The organism is Zavarzinia compransoris, assembly GCF_003173055.1.
Lineage (GTDB): Bacteria > Pseudomonadota > Alphaproteobacteria > Zavarziniales > Zavarziniaceae > Zavarzinia > Zavarzinia compransoris.
Genome location: NZ_QGLF01000001.1, coordinates 311172 through 336855, shown reverse-complemented (window position 1 = coordinate 336855; position 25684 = coordinate 311172). Strand labels below are relative to the sequence as shown.

Below are 25684 nucleotides of genomic sequence, written 5' to 3'. Positions count from 1 at the left end.
CCGGCCCCTCAGCCCCGGGCGGTGACCGAGACGTCGACCGTCATGCCCAGATAGTCGCCCGCCTCGCCGGTGAAGCTGCCGCCGATCGGGGTCGCCTGGCCGGCGTCGCGGGTGACGGCGATGCGGATCAGGGCTTCGCTGCCGATCAGGCCGTTGGTCGGATCGTATTCCACCCAGCCGGCGCCGGGCAGATAGACCTCGGCCCAGGCATGGGTGGCGCCGGCGCCCTGGATATCCTCGCCCTCGGCCCCGACGTCGAGGGCGGGGTCATAGAGGTAGCCCGAGACGAAGCGGGCGCCGAAGCCGAGATGGCGCGCCGCCTCGATGAACAGCAGGGCGAAATCGCGGCAGGTGCCGCTGCCCTTCTCGATCGTCTCGACCGGGGTCTGGGTCCCCTCCGCCTCGCGCGCCTGATAGGTGAAGCCGGTCTTGATGCCGTTGTTGATATCGGCCAGCAGGGCCAGCGTATCCGTGCCCTTGCCCATCACGAAGGCCGAGATCCAGCCGGCCAGCACATCCTTGGCATCGGCGTAATGCGGTTCGCGCAAGGGGCCGAGGTCGCGGCGGTCCTCCGGCGAATAGATGAAGGGATAGGTCGCCGCATCGGGATCGATGTCCAGCCGGGGCGGGACATAGGGATAGCGGTCGAGGCTGAGCGTGCTTTCGATCACCAGTTCGGTCACCGGCTGGGCGAAGGTGACGATGGCGATCGAATTGCCGAAGACATCGTGGATCCAGCGGATCTCGCCCGGCGGCGACAGGACGAGGGTCGCCTCGGCCAGACGCAGGTCGTGGCTGTCGCGCGGCCGGATCATCAGCCGGTGCTCGCCCAGCGCGACCGGCCGGGCATAGCTGTAGCGCGTCGCATGGTGAACCGTCAGGTGCCGCATGCCTATTTCCCCCCGAGGCCCTTGAAGATCTGATCGACGATCGCCTTGCCAGGATCGCGGCCTCCGCCCCCGCCCCCGCCGAGGCCCGGAATATCCGGCAGCTTGCTGCCGATGAATTTCTGCAGGTAGTAATTCTCGATGTCGCGGCTGCGGACGTCCGCCCCCGGGGCGTCGGGCGGGCCGGAGATATCGATGCCGAGGGGCGGCAGGTCGGCCGGCTCGGCCAGCTTCAGGGCAAGGCGCAGGCGCGTGTTCCAGGCCGGCAGGTCCACCGTGCCGTCGCCGGAAAGCGTGCCGCCGTCGATATCGGACCCGATCCCGGCCAGCTTGACGATGCCCCGCGCGACCGCGAGGTCGGTGGCGATGCGGCGATAGGCGGTGGAGCCCGCCTTCACCGCGGCGGCGATGCGGCCGATGATGTCGCCCGGCTGGTTCACGGTCTTCAGGCCGTCGGACAGGGTCTTCAGGTCGATGCCGTGGATGCGCCCCTCGGTCGCGAGCAGGCTGCCCTGGCCGGTCAGGCTGGAGACGATCTCGAACGTGCTGCGGCCGATCCCGGTCAGCCCCAGGGTCAGGTCGCCGCTGCCGGAAAGCCCGGGCTCGGCACCCTTGCGGCCGGTCAGGGCGTCGAGGTCGAAGCCGGTCGCCCTGATCTCCGCCGCGATGCCCAGGGCATCGCCGCTGGCATCCAGGGTGACGGTGCCGTTCACGGCGCCCGGATCGGCCGTGGCCTTCAGGTCGGCCAGGGACAGCACGCCCTGGGCCGCGGTCAGGCGGGCGCTGACCGCGCTGAGCGTGAAACTGCCGGCGACCAGCCGGTCCGCCGCAAGGTCGATGGCGCCGTCGAACCGGCGCAGGCCCTCGATATCGATCGGCCGGGTGGACCAGCGATTGCCGGCCGGCCGCGCCGGGGCCGGCGTCGCGGCCCCGGCCGGGCCAGTGCCGCCGCCGAACAGGGCGAGGTCGAGATAGGGCGCCGAAATCCTGCCGGTGAAGCGCCGGCTGCCGGCGGTGGCCAGGGTCCCCTCGGCCTCGATCCGGTTGGGGCCGACGGTCGCCTTCAGGGCGGACAGCACCAATTCGCCGGCCTTGCCCCGGGCTTCGAGCGCCAGCGCCAGGGGGCCGCTCACCGCCCCGGTGAGGCCGAGGCGGGTCAGCATGGCGGCGCCATTGGCCGCCTCCAGCTTGGCCGCGATCCGGTAGCCTTCGGCCCCGATCGCGCCGGCGAGCGACAGATCGGCCGGCCCCAGGCGGCCGTTGGCCTCGACCGCCGGCTGGTCCGCGGTCCCGCGCAGGGTGATGGCGAGATCGACCGGGCCCAGCACCGGCCCCGCCGGCGCCGGGCTGAGGCCGGCCTGCACCGCCAGCGCCAGCAGTTCGGGCGCGCTGAAGGTGCCCTTGAGGTCGAAGACGGGCTGGCGCAGGCTGCCGATGGCGCCCGCCAGCGCCAGCCGGGTTTCGCCGACGCTGGCCCAGGCATCGACCAGCGGCGCCTCCGGCTTGCCGGTCAGCCGGCCCTCGACCGCGAGGCGGCCGAGCGAGGCCGTGCCCGCCGGCGCGGCGATCCCCGCCAGGGCCAGCAGGGGCTGAGGCGACGGCGCCTCGATCTGGAAGGCGAAATCGCCCTCCGGCGCCTCCTTGGCGAAGCCGAGCTTGCCGCTGGCGCCGAGTTTCAGGCCGGCATAATCCGCGACCGCAAGCGTGGTCAGGCGCAGGGTGTCCGGCGTCACCAGGCCGTCCAGGTCCACCGCCTTCACCTCGTTGCCATGAAGGGTGAGACTGCCGAGCTTGAGGCGCAGCGCAAGGTCGAACCCGGGATCCGGCCAGGGCGCGGCCGGCGCGGCGGCGCCGATCTCGGCCAGGGGATTGGCCGGGGCCGCCGGGGCCGGGACGGCGGGGGCCGCCAGCCCCAGGTAATCGTCCGCATCCACCCGGTCGATATCGAGGGAGAGCATGGCGGTCGGCCGCACCCCGGGCTGCCAGCCGGCGCTGCCCCGGGCGGTCGAACCGTCGAGGCGGACCACGAGGTCCGACAGGGCGGCGCCGATGCCGTCGGTCGAGACTTTCGCGGTCAGGGTGAAGCGGGTCAGGCGGCCGGCCGGCAATCCGTCCGGCGTCAATTTCAGCCAGTCGGTCAGGGCGCGCGGGTTGTCCGAGGCGACGTCGACCGTGCCCTCGAAGCGCGGCCGCCCGTCGCGGCTGGCGGCGGCGCCGGAAAGGCCGATATCGGTCGCCCCCGGCAGCACGGCGGAGGCCTTGGACAGGGTCAGCTTGCCGCCTTCCAGCGCCGCGACCAGGGCGATCTTCTGGATCACCGCCCCCGACCATTGCAGCGCGTCGATGGCGAGATCGACATCCGCCGTCACCCCCGCCGGCAGGGCGAGCGCCGGCCCGGGCGGCGCCGGCAGCGCGGCGGCGTCGGCGGCAGCCTCGGCCGCCGGGGCTTGGACCGCGGCCAGCAGGGCATCGCCGTCGAGGCGCGGCATGCGCAATTTCAGCGAAACCGCCGTGGTCGGGCCGAAGGCGACGGCAAGCCGGCCGCTGCCCCGCGAGTCGCCGACCGAGACCGCGAGATCGTCGATCGCGACCGCCGCGGCCGAAGCCTTGAGCGCGCCCTCGGCGACGATCGTGCCCCTGACCGGCAGCTGGATCCCGGTCAAAGCCCCGATCGCGGCCGGATCGTCGATCGAAAGGCGCAGCTTGCCCTGCACCGCCGGCCCGCCGGGTGCTGCCGGATCCAGGCTGCCGCCCAGCGCCATGGTGCCGCCGGCCAGTGCCAGCCTGACGTCATAGGCCAGCAACTGGCCGGAGGTGAAGCGGCCGAGCGCAAGATCGAGGGCGACCGGCTGGCCGTGATAGCTGGCCCCGCCGCTGACCGTATAGGGGCCGTAGAGGCTGGGGGCGGAAATATTGGCTTCCAACCCTTCGAGGCGGCGGGCGGGGCCGGCGGCCGGGCGCCATTCGATCAGGCCGTCTTCGATCAGCACCCGCTGGACCGAGACCGAATCGGCCCCGCCGCCGCCCGCTGCCGCTGGCGCCGGGGTCTCGCCGGCCGGCGCGGGGGCGCCCAGGTCGGCCTCGGCGACGATCACCACCGGGCGGGACAGGCGGACCTCGGCGACATCGACCTTGCCGCCCAGCAGGGCGATCAGGCTGAGGCGGAGATCGATCGCCTGGACGTCGGCGAGATCGGGCCCCGCGGCCTCGCGCCCCAGCACCCGCACGTTGCGCACCGAAACCGCCGGTACCGGCAGCACGGTAAAGCGGATATCGCCGCCGAGCACGACCCTGTGGCCCGTCGCCTCCTCGATCAGGGCGGCGATGCGGGGCTTCTGATCGTTGAGATCGATCAACAGCGGGGCGGCGAAGCCAAGGCCGACCACAAGGCCGACCACGGCGCCGACACCGATCAGGAGCTTGCGCAACTCACGCCTCCGTCCAATTCCGCGGCCACAAATTCCAAAACGCTTGCAGCCCGCCGCCCGAAACAACCGGGGCCATGGCGCCGCCGCCTTCTCGAATACCCCATGACGCTGAATTTTTCCATTTCAACTCAATGAATTAGGCAAAATTCCGGCACTTTGGCAGCGTGCCCGCGATTGACGGCGGGCGCACCTTCGGCGACAAGCGGAAAAGAACAAGGGGCGAGGACATGAGCAAGGACCGTGAAGGCCCGGCCGAGATCGTCAATCTGCGCCGGGCGCGGAAGGCGAAAACCCGTGCCGACGCCGCGGCCAAGGCCGCCGAGAACCGCAGCCGCTTCGGCCGCCCCCTGGCTGAAAAGCGCCTCGAGGCGGCGCGCGAGACGCTGGAGGCCCGCCGCCACGAGGGTCACCGCCTCGATCGCCCCAAGCCCGACGACGAGACCGACCCTCAGGGCTGAGCCAGGGTCTCGACCACCAGCCCCTCGGTCAGCAGTTGGGGCAGGAGTTGCGGCGCCCCGCCCCCGGCCGGATAGAGAAGATAGAGCGGCACGCCCGAGCGGCCGTTTTCCGTCAGAAGGCGGGTGATGTCCGGATCGCGGTTGGTCCAGTCGCCGACCATATAGACGGTGCCGGTCTCGGCCAGGGCCTTCTTCACCGCCGGCCGGTCCAGGGCGACCTGTTCGTTGACGAGGCAGGTGATGCACCAGGCCGCCGTCAGATTGACGAAGACCGGCGTACCCGCCGCCCGCAGTTCCGCCAGCCGGCCGGCGCTATAGGCCTCGGCCCCCGCCGCCGCCGGTGCCGCCCCGGGCGCGGGGCTGCCGGGCAGGACGGCGGTGGCGAAAGCGCCGAGCAGGGCGGCAAGCGCCACCAGCCGCCCGCCGATGCCGCCGAATTCGCGCAGCACGAAGGCGGCGAAGGCGATCAGCAGCAACCCGCTGCCCGCGGTCGCCACCGCCACCGCGCCGGTCTGCACCGACAGCACCCACAGCAGCCAGACGGCCGAACCGAACAGCGGAAAGGCCAGGATCTTCTTCAGCCGCACCATCCAGCCCCCGGGCCGGGGCAGCAGCCGGCCGAGCGCGGGCACGAAGCTGACCAGCAGGAACGGCGCCGACAGCCCGAGGCCGAGGACGAGGAAGATCGCCAGCGCCTCGGCCGCGGGCCGGGTCAGGGCGAAGCCGAGCGCCGCCCCCATGAAGGGCGCGGTGCAGGGCGTCGCGACCACGGCGGCCAGCAGCCCGGTGCCGAAGGAACCGGCCAGCCCGCCCCGCCGGGTCAAGCCCTCGCCCGCGCCCATCAGCCGGTTGCCGAAACTGACGATATCGAGCATCCACAGGCCGAGACCGAAGAAGAGATAGGCCAGGAGGCCGATCACCACCGGCGACTGCAACTGGAAGCCCCAGCCGATCGCCTCCCCCCCCGCCCGCAGCGCGATCAGGCCGCCGGCCAGGGCCAGGAAACAGACCAGCACGCCGGCGGTATAGGCAAGGCCCTGGCCGCGGGCGCCGTCGCGGTGCCCGGCCAGCGACAGCACCTTGATCGACAGCACCGGCAGCACGCAGGGCATGAGATTGAGAATCAGGCCGCCGACGAAGGCGAACAGCAGGGCGAGCGGCAGGCCGATCGCCGGCGCGGCCGGCGGGGCGACGCGCCCGGGCGCGGCGGGCCCGGGCGCCGCACCGGCGATCGCGGCATCGACCGTGAAAGCCCGGGTCCAGCCGGCGCTTTCGAGCACCAGCACGCCGCGCAGCCGATCGCCGGCAAAGCGAGGCTCCAGACGGGCACTCAGGCGGCTGCCTTCGAGCGGCTGGGGCTCGGCGGCGACGACGACATCCTCTTCGGCCGGAAAGAAGCGCGCGGCCCGGGCCTGAAGGCTTTCGGGCAGCAGGATTTCGAGCGCCGCCCCGGCCCGCGACGCCACCAGGGGCTCGGGCAGCGGCAGGGGCAGCAGGGCCCGCGTCCGCTCGAAATTCAGGACATGGGCGGGATCGGCCGCGGGCGCCGGGCCGACCGGCACCGTCAGGCTCAGGTCCGCGCCTTCGGGCACGCAGATCTCGGCGCAGATCAGCCAGTCGGCGCGGGCGGCCAGGGCCAGGCTTTCGCCGGCGAACGCAGCCGGCACCGCGATCTCGGTCAGCAGCCAGACCTCGCCCTCATAGCCGTAATTCATCAGGGGCCCGACCGGCAGCGCCTTCGGTAGCGGCCATTGGATCGGCCCGGCGCCGGCCCCCGCCGGCAAGGTCCAGGCGATGGTGGTCGGCAGGCCGGTATCGCCCGGGTTGAGCCAATAGGTATGCCAGCCCGGCCGCGCCTTCAGGCGAAGTGCTACGGTCACCGTCCCGCCCGGCACCGCAACCCCTTCGGCGATCAGTTCCGCCTCGGCGTTCTCCGTCTTCACCGGGGCCGCGCCGGCCACGCCGGCCTGCCAGGCCAGCAGGGCCAGAAGACAGGCGAACAGCCTCGAAAGGGCAAGTCTGGACATGGCGGCGGCGCAATCCCGGTTTAACATGGTCACGATTTATACGCGGGATTAAGGCTGGTTGATGATGCGCCGCATAGCCGCTGTTGCCGCTTTTTTCGGGTTGCTGGCCGGGCCTGCCCTCGGCACCGAGCGCCTGCACCTGCCGGAACCGCTGCGCGCGGCGATCGCCGCCGTCTGCCCCGATTGCGCGACGCGAGGCGTGATCGCCTGCGGCGATGCCGACGTCCGCCCCGGCAAGGCCTATCTCGAGCGCGCCCGCCTGGGCACGCCGCCCCGCGCCTATCTGATGCGCTGGCCCCTGGGCGACCGGGACATCCGGCAACTCTCGGAAACCCTGCCCCAGGCCGCGGCCGAGGCGGCGATCGCCAAAGCCTTCGCCGATGCCCCCCTGATCGCCCTCGACGCCGGCGGCGGCGCCCGCGCCCTGCCCCCGCCTGCCGCCAGCGTCGCCATCCCGCCGGGGCTGCATGCCTGCCTTGCGGACCCGGCCAAGCCCTGGGGCTGCTGCGCCGGCGACTGCCGGACCGGGGAGTGCTGCGAGAAATCCCTGGGCAGCCATCGAATCAGCCTGCGCTGGCTCGATCCGGACACGAACGAGACCCTGCGCTTCCGCTGGTCGCGCAGCGGCTCGACCATGCTGACCAGAAAAACGGCAGACGGTGGCGAAACCCAGTATTTCTGCCTGGTTTGGGGGCCGTTGCGGCTCGATTGAGTGACCGTTGCCACAGTGCGGGATGGCTTGCCGCGGTGTCGCAAATTTCTTCTTGCACCCCCGCGATTTTGCCCTATATCTCCGCACCAGACGCACCCGCACGTGCCCATGGCCCAAGGTGGTACAGCAACGACGTTAGGCGTCCTTTTTGGAATTTCCGGGGAAACCCGAAACCCGAGAGGGAACGACGATGCTGCACCGTGATGGCCTGAAGGCTGGCACAGACCAGACCTACATCTCCAAAGCTGACCAACCCGCAGCCGACCAGGCTTCCAAGCTCATGGGAGGCCGGCAGGTTTTCGCCGCGGCTTTCAGCTCGAACCTCGCTTCGAGTATGCGGGCGCCGGACTGACTTCCGGCACCCGGCCCCGACGGGCCGCCCTGCACCTTCACCGATAAAACCTGTTGTCTTTCTCGGCCGCACACGCTGCGGCACGCTTGGGACTACGCACATGACCGAGAAGATCCGCCGTTTCCTGGACGAGCGCCGCCCCGCCACCCCTTGCCTGGTGGTGGACCTGGACGTCATCGAGGACAATTACAGCAACCTTCACCGCCTGCTGCCGGCGGCGAAGATCTTCTATGCCGTGAAGGCCAATCCGATGCCGGATGTGGTGGCGCGGCTGAACGCCCTCGGCTCATCCTTCGACACCGCCTCGCGCGGCGAGATCGAACTGGTGCTGGACCAGGGCGCCGATCCCGCGAATGTTTCCTTCGGCAACACGATCAAGAAGGAAACCGACATCGCGACCGCCTATGCCCTGGGTGTGCGCCTGTTCGCCTTCGATTCGGAAGCCGAGCTTGAGAAGCTGGCCCGTTCCGCCCCCGGCTCGCGCGTGTTCTGCCGCGTGCTGGTCGAATGCGAAGGCGCCGAATGGCCGCTGTCGCGGAAGTTCGGCTGCACCCCGCAGATGGCGGCGGACCTGATGGTGAAGGCGCGCGAGAAGGGTCTCGATCCCTATGGCATCTCCTTCCACGTCGGCTCGCAGCAGACCGACCTCGGCCAGTGGGACAAGGCGGTCGGCGGCGTCGCGAGCCTGTTCTCGATCCTGCGCGAGCGGGACGTCGAACTGCGCATGATCAACCTGGGCGGCGGTTTCCCGGCCAAGTACCGGGCCGACGTGCCGCCGCTGGAGGCCTATGCCGCCGCGGTCATGGATGCGATCTACAACCACTTCGGCAATGCGATCCCCGACATCATCATCGAGCCGGGCCGCAGCATGGCCGGCGATGCCGGCATCCTGCAGACCGAGGTCGTGCTGATCTCGAAGAAGGACGAGGCGGAAGACAAGCGCTGGATCTACCTCGATGTCGGCAAGTTCTCCGGCCTCGCGGAAACCATGGACGAGGCGATCAAGTACCGTCTGCGCACCCCGCACGATGGCGGCGCGACCGCCCCGGTGATCCTGGCCGGCCCGACCTGCGATTCGGCCGATATCCTCTACGAGAAGGCGAGCTACGAACTGCCGGTGGACCTCAAGATCGGCGACAAGATCGAGATCCTGGCCACCGGTGCCTATACCACCAGCTACTCCTCGGTGAACTTCAACGGCTTCGCGCCGCTGAACACCATCTGCATCTGACCCCTCGGGTTACGGAAGGAACCTGACCATGATCAACGAACATTGGGGTTTCCGCATCGGCGAGCGCATCTCGGTGCCGGGTCTTTGGGGCGAGCAGAAGGGCACGGTGATCGATTTCACCAGCCTGCAGGGGCGTAATGCGGGCCGTGTCGCCCATGTGGTGGTCTATCGCCTGGACGACGGCCGCGTTTCCAGCGACTCGCCGGAACGCCTGTACCGCCTGAACCGCGACGCCCGCGCCTACGGCATCGCGCCCCAGGCCCGCGCGGCCTGAACGAAGCAAGACGACACAAAAAAGCCCCCCGGCGCCAAGCCGGGGGGCTTTTGATTCCCGCCTATGCCTTGTTCTTGCCGGCACCGATCTTGGGCTCGGTGCCGGCGAAGAGGCGCTCGATGTTGGGGCGGTGGCGGATGAAGATGAGGACGGCGCAGAACAGCGCCATCCAGGCCTGTTCCTGGCCCGCCAGGAGATAGGCGAAGACCGGCCCGAGTGCCGCCGCCACCAGGGCGGAGAGCGAGGAAATGCGGCTGATCGCGGCGGTGATCGCCCAGGTGCCGCAGCAGGCGAGACCAACCGGCCAGGCCAGCGCCAGCAGGGTGCCGAGGAAGGTCGCGACCCCCTTGCCGCCCTTGAACTTCAGCCAGACCGGAAAGCAATGGCCGAGGAAGGCGGCGCCGCCGGCGATCGCCGCCAGCACGCTCCCGCCCAGCCACCAGGCGAGACCGACCGCGATCGCCCCCTTGCCGCTGTCGAGCAGCAGGGTGGCCAGGGCCAGCGGCTTGTTGCCGGTGCGCAGCACATTGGTGGCGCCGATATTGCCCGAGCCGATCTTCCGGATGTCGCCATAGCCGGCAAGCCGGGTCAGGACCAGACCGAAGGGAATGGAGCCGAGCAGATAGCCCCCGACGGTGACGAGACCGAGGGCAAGGGTGGCGGCGGCGGCGAGATCGTCCATGATCAGGGCATCCGGTCAGGCGGTGGCGGCGTCGTAAACCTTGAGACCGTCGACGACGGTCATCAGCACCTTGCCCGAAAGGGGAATACTCTCGAACGGCGTATTCTTGGACTTGCCCTTCAGTTTGTCGACATTGACGCGCCAGGGCTTGTCCGGATCGAACAGCATGAGGTCGGCCTTGGCCCCGGCGCGCAGCACGCCGCGGGAATTCAGGCCCAGAAGTTTCGCCGGCCCCACCGTCATCCGCGCCAGCACCTCGTTCAGCGACAGCCCGTGCGAATGATGAAGCGTCAGGGCCACCGCCAGCATGGTCTCCAGCCCGGCGGCGCCGAAGGCCGCCTGAGCGAAGGGCAGGCGCTTCGATTCGACGTCCTGTGGCAGATGGGCGGAGACGATGACGTCGATCGTGCCGTCCTTGATCGCCTCGATCACCGCCAGGCGGTCGTCCTCGGTGCGGAGCGGCGGCGAGACCTTGGCGAAGGTCCGGTAGTCGTTCACCGCATTCTCGTTCAGGGCGAAATAATGGGGGGCGGTGCCGCAGGTGACGTTCAGCCGCCGCTTCTTGGCCGCGCGGATGACCTCCAGCGTGTCGGCGGCGCTGACCTGGGCGACATGGTAGCGCGCCCCGGTGAGCGCCACGAGGCGGACGTCCCGCTCCACCACCATGGCCTCGGCCGCGGTCGGGATCCCGGCAAGGCCGAGGCGGGTGGAGACGTCGCCCTCGTTCATCGCCCCGTCGCGGGCGAGCGAGGGATCTTCGGCATGCTGGATGACCAGCTTGCCGAACAGGGTCGAATAGGCCAGCGCCCGGCGCATCACCCGGGCGGAGGCGATCGCCCGGTCGCCATCGGTGAAGGCGACCGCGCCGGCCTCGACCAGGAGGCCCATCTCGGTCATTTCCTCGCCCTTCAGGCCCTTGGTCACGGCGGCCATGGGCTGGACGCGGACGAGGCTGTTCTCGCGGGCGCGGCGCTCGACATATTCGACGATGGCGGGCTCGTCGATCGCCGGATCGGTGTTCGGCAGGCAGATCAGGGTGGTGATGCCGCCCGCCGCCGCCGCCGCGCTGGCCGAGGCAAAACTCTCCTTGTGCTCCGCCCCCGGCTCGCCGACGAAGGCGTGCATGTCGATGAGGCCGGGCGCCAGGCAATGGCCGCCGCAATCGACGACCTCGACCCCGGACGGCACGCCGCCGGAGAAGAGCCGGGGCCCGACGTCGGCGATCTGGTCGCCGGTGGTCAGCAGGGCGCCCGGCGTATCGAGGCCGGAGGCGGGATCGAGCAGGCGGGCGTTCAGATAGGCGACCAGCTTGCCCTTTTCGGCACCGGGGTTGGCAGGACGCTTCACGATGCCGCTCCGATATTGGGAAGATTGCGGGTCAGCGCGTCGAGGCAGGCCATGCGCACGGCGACGCCCATTTCCACCTGTTCGCGGATCACCGAGCGGTTGATGTCGTCGGCGACCGTGCTGTCGATCTCGACGCCGCGGTTCATCGGGCCCGGGTGCATGATCAGGGCGTCGGGCTTGGCCAGCGCCAGCTTTTCCTGGTCGAGGCCGTAGAGGTGGAAATATTCGCGCAAGGACGGGACATAGGCGCCCTGCATGCGTTCCATCTGCAGGCGCAGCATCATGACGATGTCGACATTGCGCAGGCCCTTCCGCATGTCGTGATGCACCTCGACCCCCAGTTCGTCGATATTGCGCGGCATCAGGGTGGGCGGGCCGATCACCCGGACCTGGGCGCCCATGGTGTTCAGCAGGTGGATGTTCGAGCGTGCGACGCGGGAATGCAAGATGTCGCCGCAGATCGCCACCACCTGCCCGTCCAGCCGGCCGCGCCGGCGCCGGATGGTCAGCGCGTCGAGCAGGGCCTGGGTCGGGTGTTCGTGGGCGCCGTCGCCGGCATTGATCACCGCGCAGCCGACCTTCTGCGACAGCAGATGCACCGCCCCCGAATCCTGGTGCCGGACCACCAGCACGTCCGGGTGCATGGCGTTCAGGGTCATGGCGGTGTCGAGCAGCGTTTCGCCCTTGGAGACGGAGGAGCGCGCGACCGCCATGTTGATGACGTCGGCGCCCAGCCGCTTGCCCGCCAGTTCGAAGGAGGTCGAGGTCCGGGTCGAGGATTCGAAGAACAGGTTCACCTGGGTCCGGCCCCGCAGGCTGGACTTCTTCTTGTCGATGCCGCGGTTGAGGTCGACATAGCCGTCGGCCAGGTCCAGCAGATGGGTGATGGCCGGGGGCAGCAGCCCCTCGATGCCGAGAAGGTGGCGGTGGGGATAGCCCAGGGTCGCGGAGTCGCTCATAAGCCCCGTTCTATACGTCGCCCCCCTGCCCGCCGCAAGCGCGCCGGCGGGTCGCCGCGCCGTCGAGAAAGCCTTGCAGGATATAGGTCGCGGCCAGCTTGTCGACGAGTTCGGCCCGGCGCGCCCGGGTCATGTCGGCATCGATCATCATGCGCGTCACCGCCGCCGTCGACAGGCGCTCGTCCCAGAAGCTGAGCGCGAGGTCGCGGCGCTTGAGGACTTCGGACGCGAAGGCGCGGGTGGCCTGGACCCGGGGCCCGGCGGTCCCGTCCATGTTCATGGGCAGGCCGAGGACGACGCCCGCCACCGCATGCTCGTCGATCAGGGCGAAGAAGCGCTGGACGTCGATCGAGAATTTCACCCGGCGGATGGTCTCCAACGGGCTCGCCACCGTGCGCGAAATATCGGACAGGGCAAGGCCGATGGTCTTGGTGCCGAGGTCGACACCGAGAAGCCGGCCCTGGGGCGGCAGGACGGCATCGAAGCCGCTATGATCGAACTGGGGCATGGCCGCGCTTATACAGGGATCAAAGGGCCAGGCGCATGCGGAAATTGGTCAGGACCTCGCCCGAAAGGGGCACTTGCTGTTCCGCCTCGACCGCGAAGCCGGCCGCCTCGAAGGTCGGGCGCGCCGTCAGGCTGACATGGGCCGACAGTTGCGCCATGCCCTGCGCCCGGCCGGCGGCGATGGCCGCGGCGAGAAGGCGGGGGCCGATCCCCCTCCCCGCCGCATCCGGGTGCACGAAGAGGAAATCGACCAGCCCGTCCGGGGCGAGATTGGCGAAGCCGGCGAGCATGGCGCCGCGGCGCGCGGCGATGATCGCCGTCCCGGCCAGACGGCCGGCAAAGGCCGGGAGGTCGCCGTCGTCCGGGGCCCAGGCCACCAGTTGGGCAGGCGTGTAGTGGCGGGCGGCAAGGCCGTGGATAGAGGCCCGCAGCAGGGCGAAAAGGGAGGGCGCGGCCTCCGCCCCCAGGGTTTCGAGCGCGATGTCATCGGCAGGCTTGACCACGGCGTATCCCCATGCGTCCCTTGACGGATCCGGTATCTTTCGAGGCACGAGCGCCCATGACGAAACTTCGCATCACCGCCGGCCCCTATGTCTTCGATGCCCGCCTCGAGGAAGATCTGGCGCCGAAGACCTGCGCCGCCTTCCGCATCCACCTGCCCTTCGTCAGCAAGGTGGTGCATGTGCGGTGGAGCGGCGAAGGGGTGTGGATCCCGCTGGGCGACCTCGATTTCGGCGTGGCTTACGAAAACCACACGTCCTATCCGGCGCCGGGCCAGATCCTGCTCTACCCGGGCGGGATCAGCGAGACGGAAATCCTGCTCGCCTATGGCGGCGTGCAATTCGCCAGCAAGATGGGGCAACTGGCCGGCAACCATTTCATCACCCTGACCGGCGGCCTGGAAAACCTCGTCGCCCTGGGCAGGATGACCCTGTGGCAGGGCGCCCAGGACATCCGCTTCGAGCTGGCCTGACCCCTCACCTGGCCTCCCCCTCACCCTGACCCTCTCCCCGAAGGGGCGAGGGGACGCGGTTCGGACTCCCTCGCCCCTTCGGGGAGAGGGCGGGGTGAGGGGAAAGCTGGGGTGAGGGGAAAAGCGCCTCAGCGTTTCGCGTGCCGCTCCGCGACACGGATGATGCGGCGGCAGGCTTCCTCCATCACCGGCAGGTCGTAGGTCATGGACAGGCGCAGGTGGCCGCCCGCCTCTGCGCCGAAGGCATCGCCGACCAGGGTCGTCACCCGTTCCTCCTCGAACAGGAGATCGGCGAAGGTTTCGGCGGAAAGCCCGGTGCGGCGGATGTCGACCATCACGAACATGCCGCCCTCGGGCCGGTGGCAGGACAGGAAGGGGCTTTGCCCCAGGCGTTCGAACACCAGCCGGCCCCGCGCCTTATAGGCCTCGCGCATGAGCCGCTGGGGTTCCTGGTCGCCCTCGATCGCCTCGATTGCCGCCGCCTGGATGAAGGGCGGACAGCTGTAGATCATGCACAGCACCAGCCTTGTGTAATGCTCGACGAAATCCCGCGGCCCGACCGCCCAGCCGAGGCGGAAGCCGGTCATGGCATGGGATTTCGACAGGCTGCACACGGTGATCGCCCGCTCCGCCATGCCGGGCAGGCTGGCCGGGCTGAGGTGCGGGCGCTCGTGGGCGAGGCTGGCATAGACCTCGTCGGTCAGGACCCAGAGATCGTGGCGCTTGGCCACCGCGGCGACGGCCTCGACCTCCTCGGCGGTCATCACCGTGCCGGTCGGATTGTTCGGCGTGGTCAGGATAATGCCGCGGACGTTCGGCTGCATCGCCGCCCGTTCCAGGTCGCGGGGATCGAGATGGAAGCCGCGCTCGGGGTAGAGCGGCACGTCGACGATGGTGCCGCCGGCGGCGCCGATCAGCGCCTCATAGGTGACATAGCGCGGCGACGGCACGATCACCGCATCGCCCGGCCCGAGCAGCACCTGGGCGGCGGCGAACATGGCCGCCTGGGCGCCGGCGATCACCACCACATTGTCGGCATCGGCGGCCTGGCCGGTCAGCCGGGTGTGATAGGCGGCAATCGCAGCGCGAAGGCGCGGGTCGCCCTGGATATCGCCGTAATGGGTTTCGCCGGCATCGAGCGAGGCCTTGAGGGCACCGGTGATATTGGGCGCGGTGTCGTAGTCGGGATCGCCGACCGACAGCAGGATCACCTCTTCCCCGGCGCGCTGCGCCTGGACGCCCCGGAAATGAATGCCCCAGGCGGCAGAGCCCTTGCCGCCCAGCCGCTGAACCCGCGGAGAAAAATGCATGACCGTTCCTGTGCAATGACCGGGGCCCACCATAGCCACTGCCTTCCCGCCCTGCCACCGCCAGCCGCCGGGCCGAGACATGACGGCGGCGCAGGGCTCCGCCCCGGGGTCAGGACGGCAGGCGGCGTCTCGCCTCGTCGAGGCAGGCGGCGCGGTCCGGGCGCTGGCCCGCCGCCAGCCACCAATCCTCGATCCCGGCGAGCAGGCGGCCGAGCCCCGGTCCCGGCGCCGCCCCCAGCGCCAGGAGATCGGCGCCCTTGACCGGCAGGGCCGCGACCGGCAGCGCCCGCACCGCCGCGATCTCTCCGTCCCGGCCGGCCAGTGCCAGCCGGTCCAGCACCGCCTGCCGCCCCCGGCGATAGATCAGGGTCTTCAGCGCGTCGGTCCCGCCGTCGAGGTCGAAGACATCGGCGGCGGCGGCCATCCGCGCCCGCTCCGCCCGTGACAGGCGCAGCCGGGACGCCACCGCGCCCGCGACGGCAGGATCGTCCGGCAGCAGGGCGGACAGCAGCAGCAGCCCGTCCCCGCCGGCCAGGGCATGAACGCGATGCAGCCGCGCCAGCCCCGCCTCGGGCAGGAGGACGGCAAGAACGCCGGCCTGCGCCATCAGGTCGACCGCCGCCGGCGCCCGCGGCAGGGCCAGGATCTTCAGCAGTTCGGCGGCGATCCGCTCGGCCGAGAGGCGGCGCAATTCGTCCCGCGCGGCGGCGATGGCGGCAAGCGCCGCCGCATCCGCCGGACCGACAGCGAAACGGGCATGAAAGCGGAAGAAGCGAAGGCCGCGCAGGTAATCCTCGGCCAGGCGCGCCTCGGGCGTGCCGATGAAGCGGACACGGCCGGCGGCCAGGTCGGCGGCGCCGCCGACCGGATCGAACAGGGTCCCGTCCGGATCGGCATAAAGCGCATTGATGGTGAAATCGCGCCGGGCCGCATCCGCCGCCCAATCGCCGGTGAAGGCGACCACGGCATGGCGGCCGTCGGTTTCGACGTCGCGGCGCAGGGTGGTGACTTCGACCGGGCAATGATCGGCGATCACCGTCACCGTGCCATGGTCGATCCCGGTCGGCACCACCTTGAGGCCCGCCGCCCGGGCCAGCGCCATCACCGCCTCGGGCTGGTCGGCGGTGGCGATATCGATGTCATGGGGTTCCAGCCCGAGCAGGGCATCGCGGACACAGCCGCCGACGAAACGCACCTGCCCGCCCCGGGCGGTCAAGGCCGCGACCACGGCACGGACCGGTGCCGACTGGCGCCAGCCGCCTTCGGGCAGGCGGCCGGGGATCATTTCACCGGCGCTTCGAACTGTCCGGGCACGAGCTGGCCGTTCTCGATCCGCGCCGGGACATAGCGGCCGCCGGCCGGCGCCCCGCCGAGCAGCGCCTCGCCGAAGACGACGACGAGGGCGAGCACGATTCCGACCGCCAGCAGGGGCACCCAGGGCACCGGGCGCTTTTCCGGCGGCAGGCGTTCGCGCCAGCGCTCGAACCGCAACCAGAACAGATAGGCCGCGAAGGGCAGGACCACGGCGAGCAGGGAGAGGATGATGGTGCGGGCCATGATCTCACGCCCGCCCCAGGCGCCGGGCCATGTTCATCAGCATGCCGGCGGTGGCGCCCCAGATGTAGTGCGAGCCATAGGGCATGGCGTAGAAGAAGCGCTGCACGCCCATGTATTCGCGGCTGTGGCGCTGCTGATTGGCCGGGTCCATCAGGAAGTCGAGAGGAACTTCGAACACTTCCGCCACCTCGTTCGGGTCGGGCACGGGAGTGAAACCCGAATCGAGAAAGCCTACCACAGGCGTGACGTGAAAGCCGGTGCTGGTCTCATAGGGATCGAGAAAGCCGGCGACCGAAACCAGGGCGCGATCGAGGCCGATCTCTTCCTGCGCTTCGCGCAGCGCTGCCGCCACCGGATCGGGGTCGCCGGGTTCGATCCGCCCGCCCGGGAAACTGACCTGGCCGGCGTGATTCTTCAGGTGGTCGGTGCGCCGGGTCAGCAGCACGGTCAGGCCCGGGGCGCGCTCGACCAGGGGCACCAGGACCGCGGCCGGGCGCAGCAGGCGGCCCGCCGGCACCAGATCGCGCATCTCAGGATTGAGATCGAAGTCGCCGACGGCCGGAATATCGGCCGGCGCCGGTTCCGACGGCTCCAGCCGGTGGCGCAGGCGCGCGGCGATTTCCGCCCGCGTCATGCCGAAGCCCCCCCATCGAGCCGGCCGAGCGGCCAGAAGCGCCCGGCGGACCAGAGGCCGAGATCCTCGCCCTGCTCGACCGCGAGATCGACCAGTTGATAGAAGACCGGGCGATTGATCAGGGCTTCCAGCCGGCCGCGGACCAGGACATAGGGCGCGGGCTCCCCGGTCGCCGGATCGATCGCGACCCGCAAGGGATGCTCGGCATCCAGGGTGAATTCATCGTCCACATTGGTGCGGAAGCGAATCGCCTGCCCCTGCCCCGCCCCCTCCACTTCGGCCGCGACCGCCAGGAACGGGGCGTCCGCCACGCGGATGCGCACCTTCTCGACCGGGGTGACCAGGTAATAGTGATCGTCGTCCTCGCGCCGCAGGATGGTGGAGAACAGGCGCACCAGGGCGGCGCGGCCGATCGGCGACTTCAGGTAGTGCCACGAGCCGTCGCGCCGGATTTCCATGTCCATGTCGCCGCAGAAGGGCGGATTCCACAGGTGGATGGGCGGCAGCCCGCGCTTGCCCGCCGCCTTCGCCGCCGCGGCCAGCCCTTGCGCATCGGGTGCCTGAACCTGATCACTGCTTGCCATATCACTCATCTCTTGCGTGACGGCCGTCTGGTGGAGCCGCCCGTATCGGGTTAGCCTTGTCGCCGTCCGTAACGAATATAGTGAGCACCATGGCGAACGTCAGCGACAGCCGCGAGGCTCTTGTTCAGGAAATCGATCGCCTCGGGGCCAGGCTCTCCACCCTGAAGGCGGCGATCGGCGACGTGGTCTTCGGCCAGGAAACGGTGATCGAGCAGGCGCTGGTCACCCTGCTGGCGGGCGGCCACGGCCTTCTCGTCGGCGTGCCCGGCCTCGCCAAGACCCGGCTGGTCGAGACGCTGGGCACCGTGCTCGGCCTCGACGACCGGCGCATCCAGTTCACGCCCGACCTGATGCCCGCCGACATCGTCGGCACCGAGGTGCTGGAGGAGGGCGAGGACGGCCGGCGCCGCTTCCGCTTCGTCAAGGGCCCGGTGTTCTGCCAGCTGCTGATGGCGGACGAAATCAACCGCGCCAGCCCGCGCACCCAGTCCGCCCTGCTTCAGGCGATGCAGGAGGGCGAGATTTCGATCGCCGGCGAGCGCCACCCCCTGCCCCGGCCGTTCCACGTCCTCGCCACCCAGAACCCGCTGGAACAGGAAGGCACCTATCCCCTGCCGGAAGCCCAGCTCGACCGTTTCCTGCTCGAAATCAATGTCGACTACCCGGACCGGGCGGCGGAAAAGCGCATGCTGATCGCGACCACGGGGGCGGCCGCGCCCAAGGCCCGGCCGGTGCTGGAAGCCGGCGAATTGCAGGCGGCGCAGGATCTGGTCCGGCGCATGCCGGTCGGCGATTCGGTGGTCGAGGGGATTCTCGATCTCGTCCGCTCCGCCCGCCCGGCGGGGGAAAGCCGGGCCGAGATCGCCAAGCTGATCGCCTGGGGCCCCGGCCCGCGCGCGGCCCAGGCCCTGATGCTGGCGGCCCGCGCCCGCGCCCTGATCGACGGCCGCCTGTCGCCGTCGAAGGACGATGTCATCGCGCTGGCCGCGCCCGTGCTGCGCCACCGCATGGCGCTGACCTTCGCCGCCCGGGCCGAGGGCGTGGGCATCGCCCAGGTCATCGACCGGCTGGTCGAACCCTTGCGCTGAGGAGCCCGCACAAGGTGCCCGTTTCCGCACTTCGGGGCGAAGCCCTCGGCGCCGGCCTGCCGCCCCTGCTGGTCGCGGCCGAGCGGGTGGCGGCGACCGTCGACCAGGGCGTGCACGGCCGCCGCCGGGTCGGCCAGGGCGACAGTTTCTGGCAGTTCCGCCCCTATCGCCCGGGGGACGAGATCCGCGACATCGACTGGCGCCAGTCGGCGCGCGGCGACCGCGTCTTCGTCCGCGAACGGGAATGGGAGGCGGCGCAGACCGTCTTCCTCTGGGTCGACCGCTCCGCCTCCATGGCTTTCGCCAGCGACCGCAAGCTGGAAACCAAGCGCGACCGCGCCGCCCTGCTGGGCCTCGCGCTGGCCTCGCTGCTGGTCCGGGGCGGCGAGCGGGTCGGCCTGATCGGCCAGGAGACGGCGGGCCACACCGGCCGCGCCTGGCTGGTCACCCTGGCGGAAACCCTGGCCCTGCCGGCGCCGGCCGAGGCCAGCCTGCCGCCCGCCGCCGCCCTGCCACGCGACTGCCGGGCGGTGATCATCGGCGACCTGCTGCGCCCGGAAGCCGAGATCGAAGCCCTGGTCGAGGGTTTCGCCGCCCGCGGCGTCAGCGGCCACCTGCTCCAGGTCCTAGACCCGGCGGAGGCGGATTTCCCCTATGAGGGGCGGAACCGCTTCCTCGGCCTCGAAGGCGAGGGCCGCCTGCTGGTCGGCCGGGCGGAAACCCTGGCGGAGGCCTATCGCGCCCGCATTGCCGCCCATCGCGACGCGATCGAAACCCTGGCCCGGCGCACCGGCTGGACGGTGATCCATCACCGCACCGACCGGCCGGCGGCCAGCGCCCTGCTTGCCCTGTTCCTCGCCCTGGCGGATCTCGGGAGACGGTAGTTGTTCGGTTTGGGTGCCATCGGCTTTTCCGCGCCCTGGGTGCTTCTGGCCCTGGCCAGCCTGCCCGCCATCTGGTGGCTGGTGCGCCTGACGCCGCCCGCCCCGCGCGAGACGCGCTTTCCGGCGCTGCGCCTGCTGCTCGACATCGCCCAGCGCCAGGAGACGCCGGAGCGCACGCCCTGGTGGCTGATCCTGCTGCGCCTCGTGCTGGCCGGCCTCGTCATCGTCGGCCTGGCCGGGCCGGTGCTGAACCCGGTCACCGCCGGCGGCACCGCCGGCCCCCTGCTGATCGTGATCGACGACGGCTGGGCCGCCGCCGCCCATTGGCGCGACCGGATGGAGGCGCTGGCCCCGCGCATCGCCGCCGCCGAAGCTGCCGACCGCCCGATCCGCCTGCTGACCACGGCCGCCGGCGCGGCGGCACCCGCCGCCCCCGCCCTGCTGACCCGGGCCCAGGTGCGGGGCGAGATCGCCGCCCTGCAACCCAAGCCCTGGGCCGCCGACCGCCGCGCCGCCATCGCCGCCCTGGACGCCCTGCCGGCCGATGCCGTCAGCGAGACCCTGTGGCTGGCCGACGGCGTCGACGACGGTGCCGCCGCCGATTTCGCCGCCCGCCTGACCGCTTTCGGCCCGGTCATCCGCCTGGACCTGCCGGCGGGAACCGCCGCGCTCGCCCTGGGCGCGCCCCGGATCGAGGGCGACGGCCTGACCGTCGATCTCGCCCGCGCCGTGGCGGACGGGCCGCGGCGCGCCACCATTCTGGCCCGCAACGAGGCCGGCCAGATCCTCGGCCGGGAAAGCGTCGACTTCGGGCCGGAGGAGCCGGGACGCAGCGCCGTGATCGACCTGCCGGCCGAACTCCGCAACAAGGTGACCAGGGTCGATATCGCCGAGGAAGCCTCGGCCGCCGCCACCCATCTGCTGGACGGGCGCTGGCGCCGCCGGCTGGTCGGCATCGCCTTCGAGGGCGGGGACGAAGCCCTGAAGCCCCTGGTTTCGGAAGCCTTCTACCTGGAGCGCGCCCTGTCGCCCTTCGCCGACATCCGCCGGGCGCCGCTGGCCGACCTGTTGAAGGCGCCGCCCTCGGTGATCATCCTCACCGACGTCGGGCAGGTGCCGGCGGCAACGCGCCCGGCCCTCGAAACCTATATCGAGAAGGGCGGCGTGCTGCTGCGCTTCGCCGGGCCGCGTTTCGCCGCCTCGGCCGACGATCTCCTGCCCGTCCGCATCCGCCAGGGCGACCGGGCGCTGGGCGGCTCCCTGTCCTGGACCGAGCCGGCGCCGATCGCCCCCTTCCCGCCCGACAGCCCCTTCGCCGGCCTGGTGCCGGGCCCGGACGTCCGCGTCCGCCGCCAGGTGCTGGCGGAACCGTCCCTCGATCTCGACCGCAAGACCTGGGCCCGGCTGGCCGACGGCACGCCGCTGATCACCGGCGCGCGGCGCGGCAGCGGGCTGATCGTGCTGATCCATACTTCGGCCAACAGCGACTGGTCGGACCTTGCCCTCTCGGGCCTGTTCGTCGACCTGCTGCGCCGGATCACCGGGCTTGCGGACGGCGAGGCGACGCTTGCCGAAAGCGAGCGCAGCCTGCCGCCCTTCGCCAGTCTCGACGGTTTCGGCCGCCTGGGCGGGCCCATGCCCGGGGCTGGCGCCATCGCCGCCGATGCCTTCGCCGCGACCGTGCCCGGCCCGCGCACGCCGCCCGGCTATTACGGCGATGCGGTGGCGCGGCGCGCCCTGAACCTTCAGGTCGAACTCGAAGCCCTGGCGCCCCTGCCGGCGATGGCCGGCGTGACCGTCGCCCTGCCGGAAACCGCGCCGGCCCGGCCGTTCGGCCCCTGGCTGCTGGTCGCCGCCCTGCTGCTGATCGCCGCCGATCTTCTGATCGCCCTGCGCCTGTCGGGGCGGCTGGTGCCGACCGCGCTCGGCGCCCTCGCCCTCGCTGTCGGCATGCAGATGCCCCAGCCGGCGCGGGCGATCGAGGCGGCGGATGCGGCCGGCACCATCCGGCTCGGCTTCGTCATCACCGGCGACGGGACCGTCGACGACCTCAGCGAGGCGGGCCTGCGCAGCCTTTCCGCCGCGCTGGCGCAGCGCACCTCGGTCGAGCCGGGGGAACCGGTGGCGATCAACCTCGAAGCCGACGACCTCGCCTTCTATCCCCTGATCTATTGGCCCATGGCCGAGGGTTACGATCCGGGCCCGGTGGCGATGGAACGGGTCGATCACTACCTGAAATCGGGCGGCGTCGTCCTGTTCGATACCAGGGACATCACCCAGGGCGCCGGGGACATCCCCGGTCTCGGCGCATCGGCGGGCGAATTGCTGCTGCGCCGGACGCTGGCGCGCCTGGACGTGCCAGCCCTGGTGCCGGTGCCGGCGGACCATGTGCTGACCAAATCCTTCTACCTGCTACAAAGTTTTCCCGGCCGCTATGAGGGCGGCACGCTCTGGGTCGAGGCCAATGCCTCGCCCGAGAACGACGGCGTCTCGGGCTATGTCGTCGGCAGCAACGATTGGGCTGCGGCCTGGGCGCTGGATGCCCAGGGCCGGCCCCTGGCCGCACTGGAGCCGGACAGCCCGCGCCAGCGCGAAATGGCGCTGCGCTTCGGCATCAACCTGGTGCTCTATGCCCTGACCGGGAATTACAAGGCGGATCAGGTCCATGTGCCGGCGCTGCTGGAAAGGCTGGGGCAATGACCATCGGCTTCGACTTCGCCCCCCTGGTGGACGGCTGGCTGATCGCCGGCCTCGCCGCCCTGCTGCTGCCCCTGGTGGCCCTGGCCCTGGCCCGGCGCAGCCGGGGCGGGCTGCTCCGCCTCGGCCTCGTCCTCGCGGTGCTCGCGGTCCTGGTCAACCCGATCGCGAGCGAGGAAAGCCGCCGGCCCCTGAGCGACATCGCCCTGATCGCCGTCGACCGTTCGGCCAGCCAGGGCATTGCCGGCCGGCCGGCGGAAACCGATACCGCCCTGGCCGGGCTGAAGGACCGCCTCGCCCGCCAGCCGGGGCTGGAAGTCCGGGAGATCACCATCGCCTCGGACGCCAACGGCACGCCCCTGGTGGCGGCGATCCAGCAGGCCCTGGCCGAGATCCCGCAGGACCGCCTGGCCGGCGTCGTGGCGATTTCGGACGGGCGCGCCGCCGATGCGGCGCTGGCCGCCGGTCCCGGCCTGCCCGCCGCCCCCCTGCATCTGCTGGCGACCGGCCGCCCGGGCGAGCGCGACCGCCGCCTGACCGTGCTCGAAGCGCCGTCCTATGCGGTGATCGGCAAGCCGGTGCCGATCCGCATCCGCATCGACGAGGGCGAGCCGGGCGAGCGCATCGCCGGCGTCCCCGCGACCGTGACCATCGCCGCCGACGATGCCGTCCCCGTCACCCGGCAGGTGCCGGTGGGCGAGCCGACCACCATCCTGGTGACCCCGGAAAAGCGCGGCGCCAATCTCTTCGACCTCAAGGTGAACGAGGGGCCGGCGGAACTGACCCCGGCGAACAATCGCGCCATCGTCACCGTGAACGGCATCCGCGACCGGCTGCGCGTCCTTCTCGTCTCGGGCGAGCCCCATATGGGCGAGCGGGCGTGGCGCAACATCCTGAAGTCCGACCCTTCCGTCGATCTCGTCCATTTCACCATCCTGCGCCCGCCGCAGAAGCAGGACTCGACCCCCGTGGTCGAATTGTCCCTGATCGCCTTCCCGACCCGGGAATTGTTCGAGGAGAAACTGTCCGAGTTCGACCTCGTCATTTTCGACCGCTATCGCCAGCGCGGCATCCTGCCCTCCAACTATCTGTCCAATGTCGTCGACTATGTGCAGAACGGCGGCGCCCTGATGATCGCGGCCAGCCCGGATGCGGATGCGCCCCTCAGCCTTTATGAAAGCGCGCTGGCCAATATCCTGCCGGCCCACCCCCGGGGGCCGGATATCGTCGCCCCCTTCCGCCCGGCCCTGACCGAGGCGGGCCGCCGCCACCCGGTCACCGCCCTGCTGCCCCATGCCGGCAAGCCGGGGGAGGAAGCGACCTGGGGCCGCTGGCTGCGCATGTCGAACCTGGAGGCGCGGCCCGGCGCCGTCATCGCCATGACCGGGGCCGAGGGCCTGCCCCTGCTGGTCCTCCAGCGCGAGGGCAAGGGCCGGGTCGCCCTGCTCGCCTCGGACGAAGCCTGGCTGTGGCAGCGCGGTTTCGAGGGCGGCGGGCCCCAGGCCGAATTGCTGCGCCGGATCGCCCATTGGTCGATGCAGGAACCGGATCTCGAGGAAGAGGTGCTGCGCGCCACGGCCCGCGACGGCACGATCGAGATCGAGCGCCGCAGCCTGACTCCGGGCGCGCCCCCGGTCGAGGTCGAATCACCCTCGGGCAAGACCCGCACGGTCACCCTGCAGGATCACCCGGACGGCGTCGCCATCGGCACCGTGCCGGCGGACGAACAGGGGCTGTGGCATGTTTCCGACGGCACGCGGGTGGTCAGTGTCGCGGTCGGCGATACCGGCGGGCGGGAAATGGCCGATGTCCGCGCCACCCTGGACCTGCTCGCCCCCGCCGCCGAGGCGACGTCGGGCAGCGCCCGCTTCCTCGCCGAAAGCGGCCTGCCCGAGATCCGCCGCGTGCGCCCGGACCGGACCATGGCCGGGGCCGGCTGGCTGGGCCTGCGCCAGAACGGCGCCTATGAGGTGACGGCTGTATCCCAGGTCCCGCTGCTGCCCGCGGCACTGGCCCTCATCCTCCTCCTCGGCCTGCTCATGACCGCCTGGTGGCGCGAGGGGCGATAGGGATCAGGGTGTCAGGCCGCTTGGATCCGGCGATCGGTCTGATCGCCGCGCCCGGCCAGAAGGCCCGCAACGGATATATCCTCGTCCAGCGCCTCCCAGTGAATGCCACGGCGGCTGAGCGTGCAGGCCTCCCGCTCCGCAGCGCTGGCATGCAGCAGCCGGGGAAACCACGCCAGGGGAACCCCGATGGTGCGGCCATCCTCGAGTTCCACCCAAAGGCAATCCTCGTCGAAGCGCAGCGCTCTAGGCGAAATGCTCATGCCAAGCCCTTTCGAGGTCATCTCGGTGCTGCTCCACCAATCTCTGCAAATGGTTCAGCGTCCGGGCGGGGAAGCCATCATTGTAGGCCAGGGATACGGCGGGCTGTAGCCAGAATTTCGCTTCATCCCGTCCCTGCATCACGTGGATATGCGGTGCTTCACGAGGATCGCCCTCGTTCGAGTAGAAGAAGAAGCGATAGTTGGCGATCCGAAGTACGACCGGCATGACAGCGGCCTCCTTCGAATCCGGTGTTCACCGTTCGATCTGCATGATGCGGTCGACCCGGAGCACGACCAGGAGGCCGTGGTCGAGGCGGAAGACGCCGTCGGCGAGCTGGCGCCAGCGGGCGTCCAGGGTCGGGGGATTGGCTTCGAAACGGTCCGCGCCCAGTTCGATCACCTCGCCCACCGCATCGACCAGCAGCGTATAGGTCTCGCCCCGGTGGCTGACGGTGACGCCGACCCGCCGCTGCCCGCCGGGGGCGGGCGGCACGCGCAGGACTTCGCGCATGTCGATGGCGGTGACGATCTTGCCGCGCAGGTTGATCAGCCCCGCGACCTCGGGCTGGGCCAGCGGCACCCGGGTGATCTTTTCCGGCACCACGATGTCATGGACGTCGAGGATGGGCAGGCCGAACGCCTGGCCGGCCACGGTCATGGTGACGAACTGGCGCCGTTCCGCCTGGACGGCGGTTTTCTGGGCGGCGGTGGCGCGGTCCTTGAGCGCGGGTTCGGCCATGGGGGCATCCTTGGTGAATAGGTCC

At 70.8% G+C, this 25684-nt stretch carries 25 protein-coding genes; 9 read left to right on the top strand and 16 right to left on the bottom strand.

Annotated features, from left to right (window positions below; all coding sequences use genetic code 11):
- Positions 1 to 8 precede the first annotated feature (8 nt).
- Both DKG75_RS01645 and DKG75_RS01640 read right to left on the bottom strand, forming a co-directional pair.
- On the bottom strand, positions 9 to 890 hold the full coding sequence (locus tag DKG75_RS01645; protein ID WP_109919332.1) for a transglutaminase family protein: 882 nt from the start codon (positions 888 to 890) through the stop codon (positions 9 to 11).
- Between the two features lie 2 nt (positions 891 to 892).
- Positions 893 to 4315: an AsmA family protein gene (locus tag DKG75_RS01640; protein ID WP_133636903.1), complete on the bottom strand. Its 3423-nt coding sequence runs from the start codon at positions 4313 to 4315 to the stop codon at positions 893 to 895.
- 227 nt (positions 4316 to 4542) lie between these two features.
- Between DKG75_RS01640 and DKG75_RS01635 the strand changes: the two genes are divergently transcribed.
- Positions 4543 to 4773 (top strand): DUF4169 family protein, encoded by a 231-nt coding sequence (locus tag DKG75_RS01635; protein ID WP_109919330.1) that lies wholly within the window; start codon positions 4543 to 4545, stop codon positions 4771 to 4773.
- On the opposite strand, the gene DKG75_RS01630 is transcribed toward DKG75_RS01635, so the two are convergent.
- On the bottom strand, positions 4764 to 6800 hold the full coding sequence (locus DKG75_RS01630) for a protein-disulfide reductase DsbD family protein (protein ID WP_208112019.1): 2037 nt from the start codon (positions 6798 to 6800) through the stop codon (positions 4764 to 4766). The two genes, DKG75_RS01635 and DKG75_RS01630, sit on opposite strands and share 10 nt — an antisense overlap.
- 61 nt (positions 6801 to 6861) lie before the next feature.
- Here DKG75_RS01630 and DKG75_RS01625 point away from each other — a divergent pair, with 61 nt between their 5' ends.
- From DKG75_RS01625 to DKG75_RS01615, 3 genes are all read left to right on the top strand, one after another.
- The gene (locus DKG75_RS01625) at positions 6862 to 7512 is read left to right on the top strand and encodes a hypothetical protein (protein ID WP_133636905.1); all 651 of its coding nucleotides are present in this window, start codon (positions 6862 to 6864) and stop codon (positions 7510 to 7512) included.
- Positions 7513 to 7964: 452 nt separating this feature from the next.
- Entirely contained in the window at positions 7965 to 9095 is a 1131-nt protein-coding gene (locus tag DKG75_RS01620; RefSeq protein ID WP_109919328.1) for a type III PLP-dependent enzyme, read from the top strand.
- A 28-nt stretch (positions 9096 to 9123) separates the two neighbouring features.
- A complete protein-coding gene (locus tag DKG75_RS01615; RefSeq protein WP_109919327.1) occupies positions 9124 to 9369 on the top strand; it encodes a hypothetical protein in 246 nt (81 codons plus the stop codon).
- A 61-nt stretch (positions 9370 to 9430) separates the two neighbouring features.
- Here the strand turns inward: DKG75_RS01615 and plsY are convergent, their stop codons facing one another.
- The 5 genes from plsY to DKG75_RS01590 are packed head-to-tail and all read right to left on the bottom strand — an operon-like array spanning position 9431 to position 13367.
- Positions 9431 to 10051, bottom strand: coding sequence for a glycerol-3-phosphate 1-O-acyltransferase PlsY (plsY, locus tag DKG75_RS01610; protein WP_109919326.1), 621 nt, complete (start codon positions 10049 to 10051; stop codon positions 9431 to 9433).
- Between the two features lie 15 nt (positions 10052 to 10066).
- Positions 10067 to 11398, bottom strand: a complete 1332-nt coding sequence (gene pyrC / locus DKG75_RS01605) for a dihydroorotase (protein ID WP_243746492.1) — start codon at positions 11396 to 11398, stop codon at positions 10067 to 10069.
- On the bottom strand, positions 11395 to 12357 hold the full coding sequence (locus DKG75_RS01600) for an aspartate carbamoyltransferase catalytic subunit (protein ID WP_109919325.1): 963 nt from the start codon (positions 12355 to 12357) through the stop codon (positions 11395 to 11397). Before DKG75_RS01600 ends, pyrC begins: the two co-directional genes overlap by 4 nt.
- Positions 12358 to 12367: 10 nt before the next feature.
- A complete protein-coding gene (ruvX, locus tag DKG75_RS01595) occupies positions 12368 to 12865 on the bottom strand; it encodes a Holliday junction resolvase RuvX (RefSeq protein WP_109919324.1) in 498 nt (165 codons plus the stop codon).
- Between the two features lie 19 nt (positions 12866 to 12884).
- Complete coding sequence (locus DKG75_RS01590) at positions 12885 to 13367, bottom strand: GNAT family N-acetyltransferase (protein ID WP_166646435.1); 483 nt, start codon at positions 13365 to 13367, stop codon at positions 12885 to 12887.
- A 56-nt stretch (positions 13368 to 13423) separates the two neighbouring features.
- Here DKG75_RS01590 and DKG75_RS01585 point away from each other — a divergent pair, with 56 nt between their 5' ends.
- Entirely contained in the window at positions 13424 to 13837 is a 414-nt protein-coding gene (locus DKG75_RS01585) for a DUF3830 family protein (protein WP_109919322.1), read from the top strand.
- Positions 13838 to 13965: 128 nt separating this feature from the next.
- On the opposite strand, the gene DKG75_RS01580 is transcribed toward DKG75_RS01585, so the two are convergent.
- From DKG75_RS01580 to DKG75_RS01560, 5 genes are all read right to left on the bottom strand, one after another.
- Entirely contained in the window at positions 13966 to 15147 is a 1182-nt protein-coding gene (locus DKG75_RS01580) for a pyridoxal phosphate-dependent aminotransferase (RefSeq protein WP_109919321.1), read from the bottom strand.
- Positions 15148 to 15256: 109 nt separating this feature from the next.
- Positions 15257 to 16432, bottom strand: a complete 1176-nt coding sequence (locus DKG75_RS23660; RefSeq protein ID WP_109919320.1) for a CCA tRNA nucleotidyltransferase — start codon at positions 16430 to 16432, stop codon at positions 15257 to 15259.
- On the bottom strand, positions 16429 to 16704 hold the full coding sequence (locus DKG75_RS01570) for a DUF6111 family protein (protein WP_109919319.1): 276 nt from the start codon (positions 16702 to 16704) through the stop codon (positions 16429 to 16431). Before DKG75_RS01570 ends, DKG75_RS23660 begins: the two co-directional genes overlap by 4 nt.
- A 4-nt stretch (positions 16705 to 16708) precedes the next feature.
- Positions 16709 to 17338 carry a CoA pyrophosphatase gene (locus DKG75_RS01565; protein WP_109919318.1) on the bottom strand — a complete coding sequence of 210 codons (630 nt, stop codon included), beginning with the start codon at positions 17336 to 17338 and terminating at the stop codon, positions 16709 to 16711.
- Complete coding sequence (locus tag DKG75_RS01560) at positions 17335 to 17922, bottom strand: DUF1285 domain-containing protein (protein ID WP_208112020.1); 588 nt, start codon at positions 17920 to 17922, stop codon at positions 17335 to 17337. The genes DKG75_RS01565 and DKG75_RS01560 overlap by 4 nt, the downstream gene beginning before the upstream one ends.
- A gap of 89 nt (positions 17923 to 18011) precedes the next feature.
- Here DKG75_RS01560 and DKG75_RS01555 point away from each other — a divergent pair, with 89 nt between their 5' ends.
- Genes DKG75_RS01555 through DKG75_RS22860 form a run of 4 tightly spaced genes read left to right on the top strand, consistent with a single transcriptional unit; the run spans position 18012 to position 24660 of the window.
- Entirely contained in the window at positions 18012 to 19010 is a 999-nt protein-coding gene (locus DKG75_RS01555; RefSeq protein ID WP_109919316.1) for an AAA family ATPase, read from the top strand.
- 14 nt (positions 19011 to 19024) lie between these two features.
- Positions 19025 to 19894 carry a DUF58 domain-containing protein gene (locus tag DKG75_RS01550; protein ID WP_243746493.1) on the top strand — a complete coding sequence of 290 codons (870 nt, stop codon included), beginning with the start codon at positions 19025 to 19027 and terminating at the stop codon, positions 19892 to 19894.
- Positions 19895 to 22594, top strand: coding sequence for a DUF4159 domain-containing protein (locus DKG75_RS01545; RefSeq protein ID WP_109919315.1), 2700 nt, complete (start codon positions 19895 to 19897; stop codon positions 22592 to 22594).
- On the top strand, positions 22591 to 24660 hold the full coding sequence (locus DKG75_RS22860; protein ID WP_166646436.1) for a hypothetical protein: 2070 nt from the start codon (positions 22591 to 22593) through the stop codon (positions 24658 to 24660). The genes DKG75_RS01545 and DKG75_RS22860 overlap by 4 nt, the downstream gene beginning before the upstream one ends.
- Before the next feature lie 11 nt (positions 24661 to 24671).
- Here the strand turns inward: DKG75_RS22860 and DKG75_RS01535 are convergent, their stop codons facing one another.
- The 3 genes from DKG75_RS01535 to DKG75_RS01525 are packed head-to-tail and all read right to left on the bottom strand — an operon-like array spanning position 24672 to position 25659.
- Positions 24672 to 24920: a DUF2442 domain-containing protein gene (locus DKG75_RS01535; protein WP_109919314.1), complete on the bottom strand. Its 249-nt coding sequence runs from the start codon at positions 24918 to 24920 to the stop codon at positions 24672 to 24674.
- Positions 24904 to 25146, bottom strand: coding sequence for a DUF4160 domain-containing protein (locus DKG75_RS01530; protein ID WP_109919313.1), 243 nt, complete (start codon positions 25144 to 25146; stop codon positions 24904 to 24906). The genes DKG75_RS01535 and DKG75_RS01530 overlap by 17 nt, the downstream gene beginning before the upstream one ends.
- Positions 25147 to 25173: 27 nt before the next feature.
- Positions 25174 to 25659, bottom strand: coding sequence for a chemotaxis protein CheW (locus DKG75_RS01525; protein ID WP_109919312.1), 486 nt, complete (start codon positions 25657 to 25659; stop codon positions 25174 to 25176).
- Positions 25660 to 25684: the final 25 nt, after the last annotated feature.

What these genes read in the sequence shown, in the direction of transcription:
- DKG75_RS01630 (WP_208112019.1), bottom strand. Translation starts at nt 6,800, where the DNA reads ATGTCCAGACTTGCCCTTTCGAGGCTGTTCGCCTGTCTTCTGGCCCTG.
- DKG75_RS01600 (WP_109919325.1), bottom strand. Translation starts at nt 12,357, where the DNA reads ATGAGCGACTCCGCGACCCTGGGCTATCCCCACCGCCACCTTCTCGGC.
- DKG75_RS01560 (WP_208112020.1), bottom strand. Translation starts at nt 17,922, where the DNA reads ATGGCAAGCAGTGATCAGGTTCAGGCACCCGATGCGCAAGGGCTGGCC.
- DKG75_RS01585 (WP_109919322.1), top strand. Translation starts at nt 13,424, where the DNA reads ATGACGAAACTTCGCATCACCGCCGGCCCCTATGTCTTCGATGCCCGC.
- DKG75_RS01625 (WP_133636905.1), top strand. Translation starts at nt 6,862, where the DNA reads ATGATGCGCCGCATAGCCGCTGTTGCCGCTTTTTTCGGGTTGCTGGCC.
- DKG75_RS01525 (WP_109919312.1), bottom strand. Translation starts at nt 25,659, where the DNA reads ATGGCCGAACCCGCGCTCAAGGACCGCGCCACCGCCGCCCAGAAAACC.
- DKG75_RS01645 (WP_109919332.1), bottom strand. Translation starts at nt 890, where the DNA reads ATGCGGCACCTGACGGTTCACCATGCGACGCGCTACAGCTATGCCCGG.
- plsY (WP_109919326.1), bottom strand. Translation starts at nt 10,051, where the DNA reads ATGGACGATCTCGCCGCCGCCGCCACCCTTGCCCTCGGTCTCGTCACC.
- DKG75_RS01635 (WP_109919330.1), top strand. Translation starts at nt 4,543, where the DNA reads ATGAGCAAGGACCGTGAAGGCCCGGCCGAGATCGTCAATCTGCGCCGG.
- DKG75_RS22860 (WP_166646436.1), top strand. Translation starts at nt 22,591, where the DNA reads ATGACCATCGGCTTCGACTTCGCCCCCCTGGTGGACGGCTGGCTGATC.
- DKG75_RS23660 (WP_109919320.1), bottom strand. Translation starts at nt 16,432, where the DNA reads ATGATCCCCGGCCGCCTGCCCGAAGGCGGCTGGCGCCAGTCGGCACCG.
- DKG75_RS01580 (WP_109919321.1), bottom strand. Translation starts at nt 15,147, where the DNA reads ATGCATTTTTCTCCGCGGGTTCAGCGGCTGGGCGGCAAGGGCTCTGCC.
- DKG75_RS01530 (WP_109919313.1), bottom strand. Translation starts at nt 25,146, where the DNA reads ATGCCGGTCGTACTTCGGATCGCCAACTATCGCTTCTTCTTCTACTCG.
- DKG75_RS01570 (WP_109919319.1), bottom strand. Translation starts at nt 16,704, where the DNA reads ATGGCCCGCACCATCATCCTCTCCCTGCTCGCCGTGGTCCTGCCCTTC.
- ruvX (WP_109919324.1), bottom strand. Translation starts at nt 12,865, where the DNA reads ATGCCCCAGTTCGATCATAGCGGCTTCGATGCCGTCCTGCCGCCCCAG.
- DKG75_RS01615 (WP_109919327.1), top strand. Translation starts at nt 9,124, where the DNA reads ATGATCAACGAACATTGGGGTTTCCGCATCGGCGAGCGCATCTCGGTG.
- DKG75_RS01535 (WP_109919314.1), bottom strand. Translation starts at nt 24,920, where the DNA reads ATGAGCATTTCGCCTAGAGCGCTGCGCTTCGACGAGGATTGCCTTTGG.
- DKG75_RS01555 (WP_109919316.1), top strand. Translation starts at nt 18,012, where the DNA reads ATGGCGAACGTCAGCGACAGCCGCGAGGCTCTTGTTCAGGAAATCGAT.
- DKG75_RS01620 (WP_109919328.1), top strand. Translation starts at nt 7,965, where the DNA reads ATGACCGAGAAGATCCGCCGTTTCCTGGACGAGCGCCGCCCCGCCACC.
- DKG75_RS01565 (WP_109919318.1), bottom strand. Translation starts at nt 17,338, where the DNA reads ATGACGCGGGCGGAAATCGCCGCGCGCCTGCGCCACCGGCTGGAGCCG.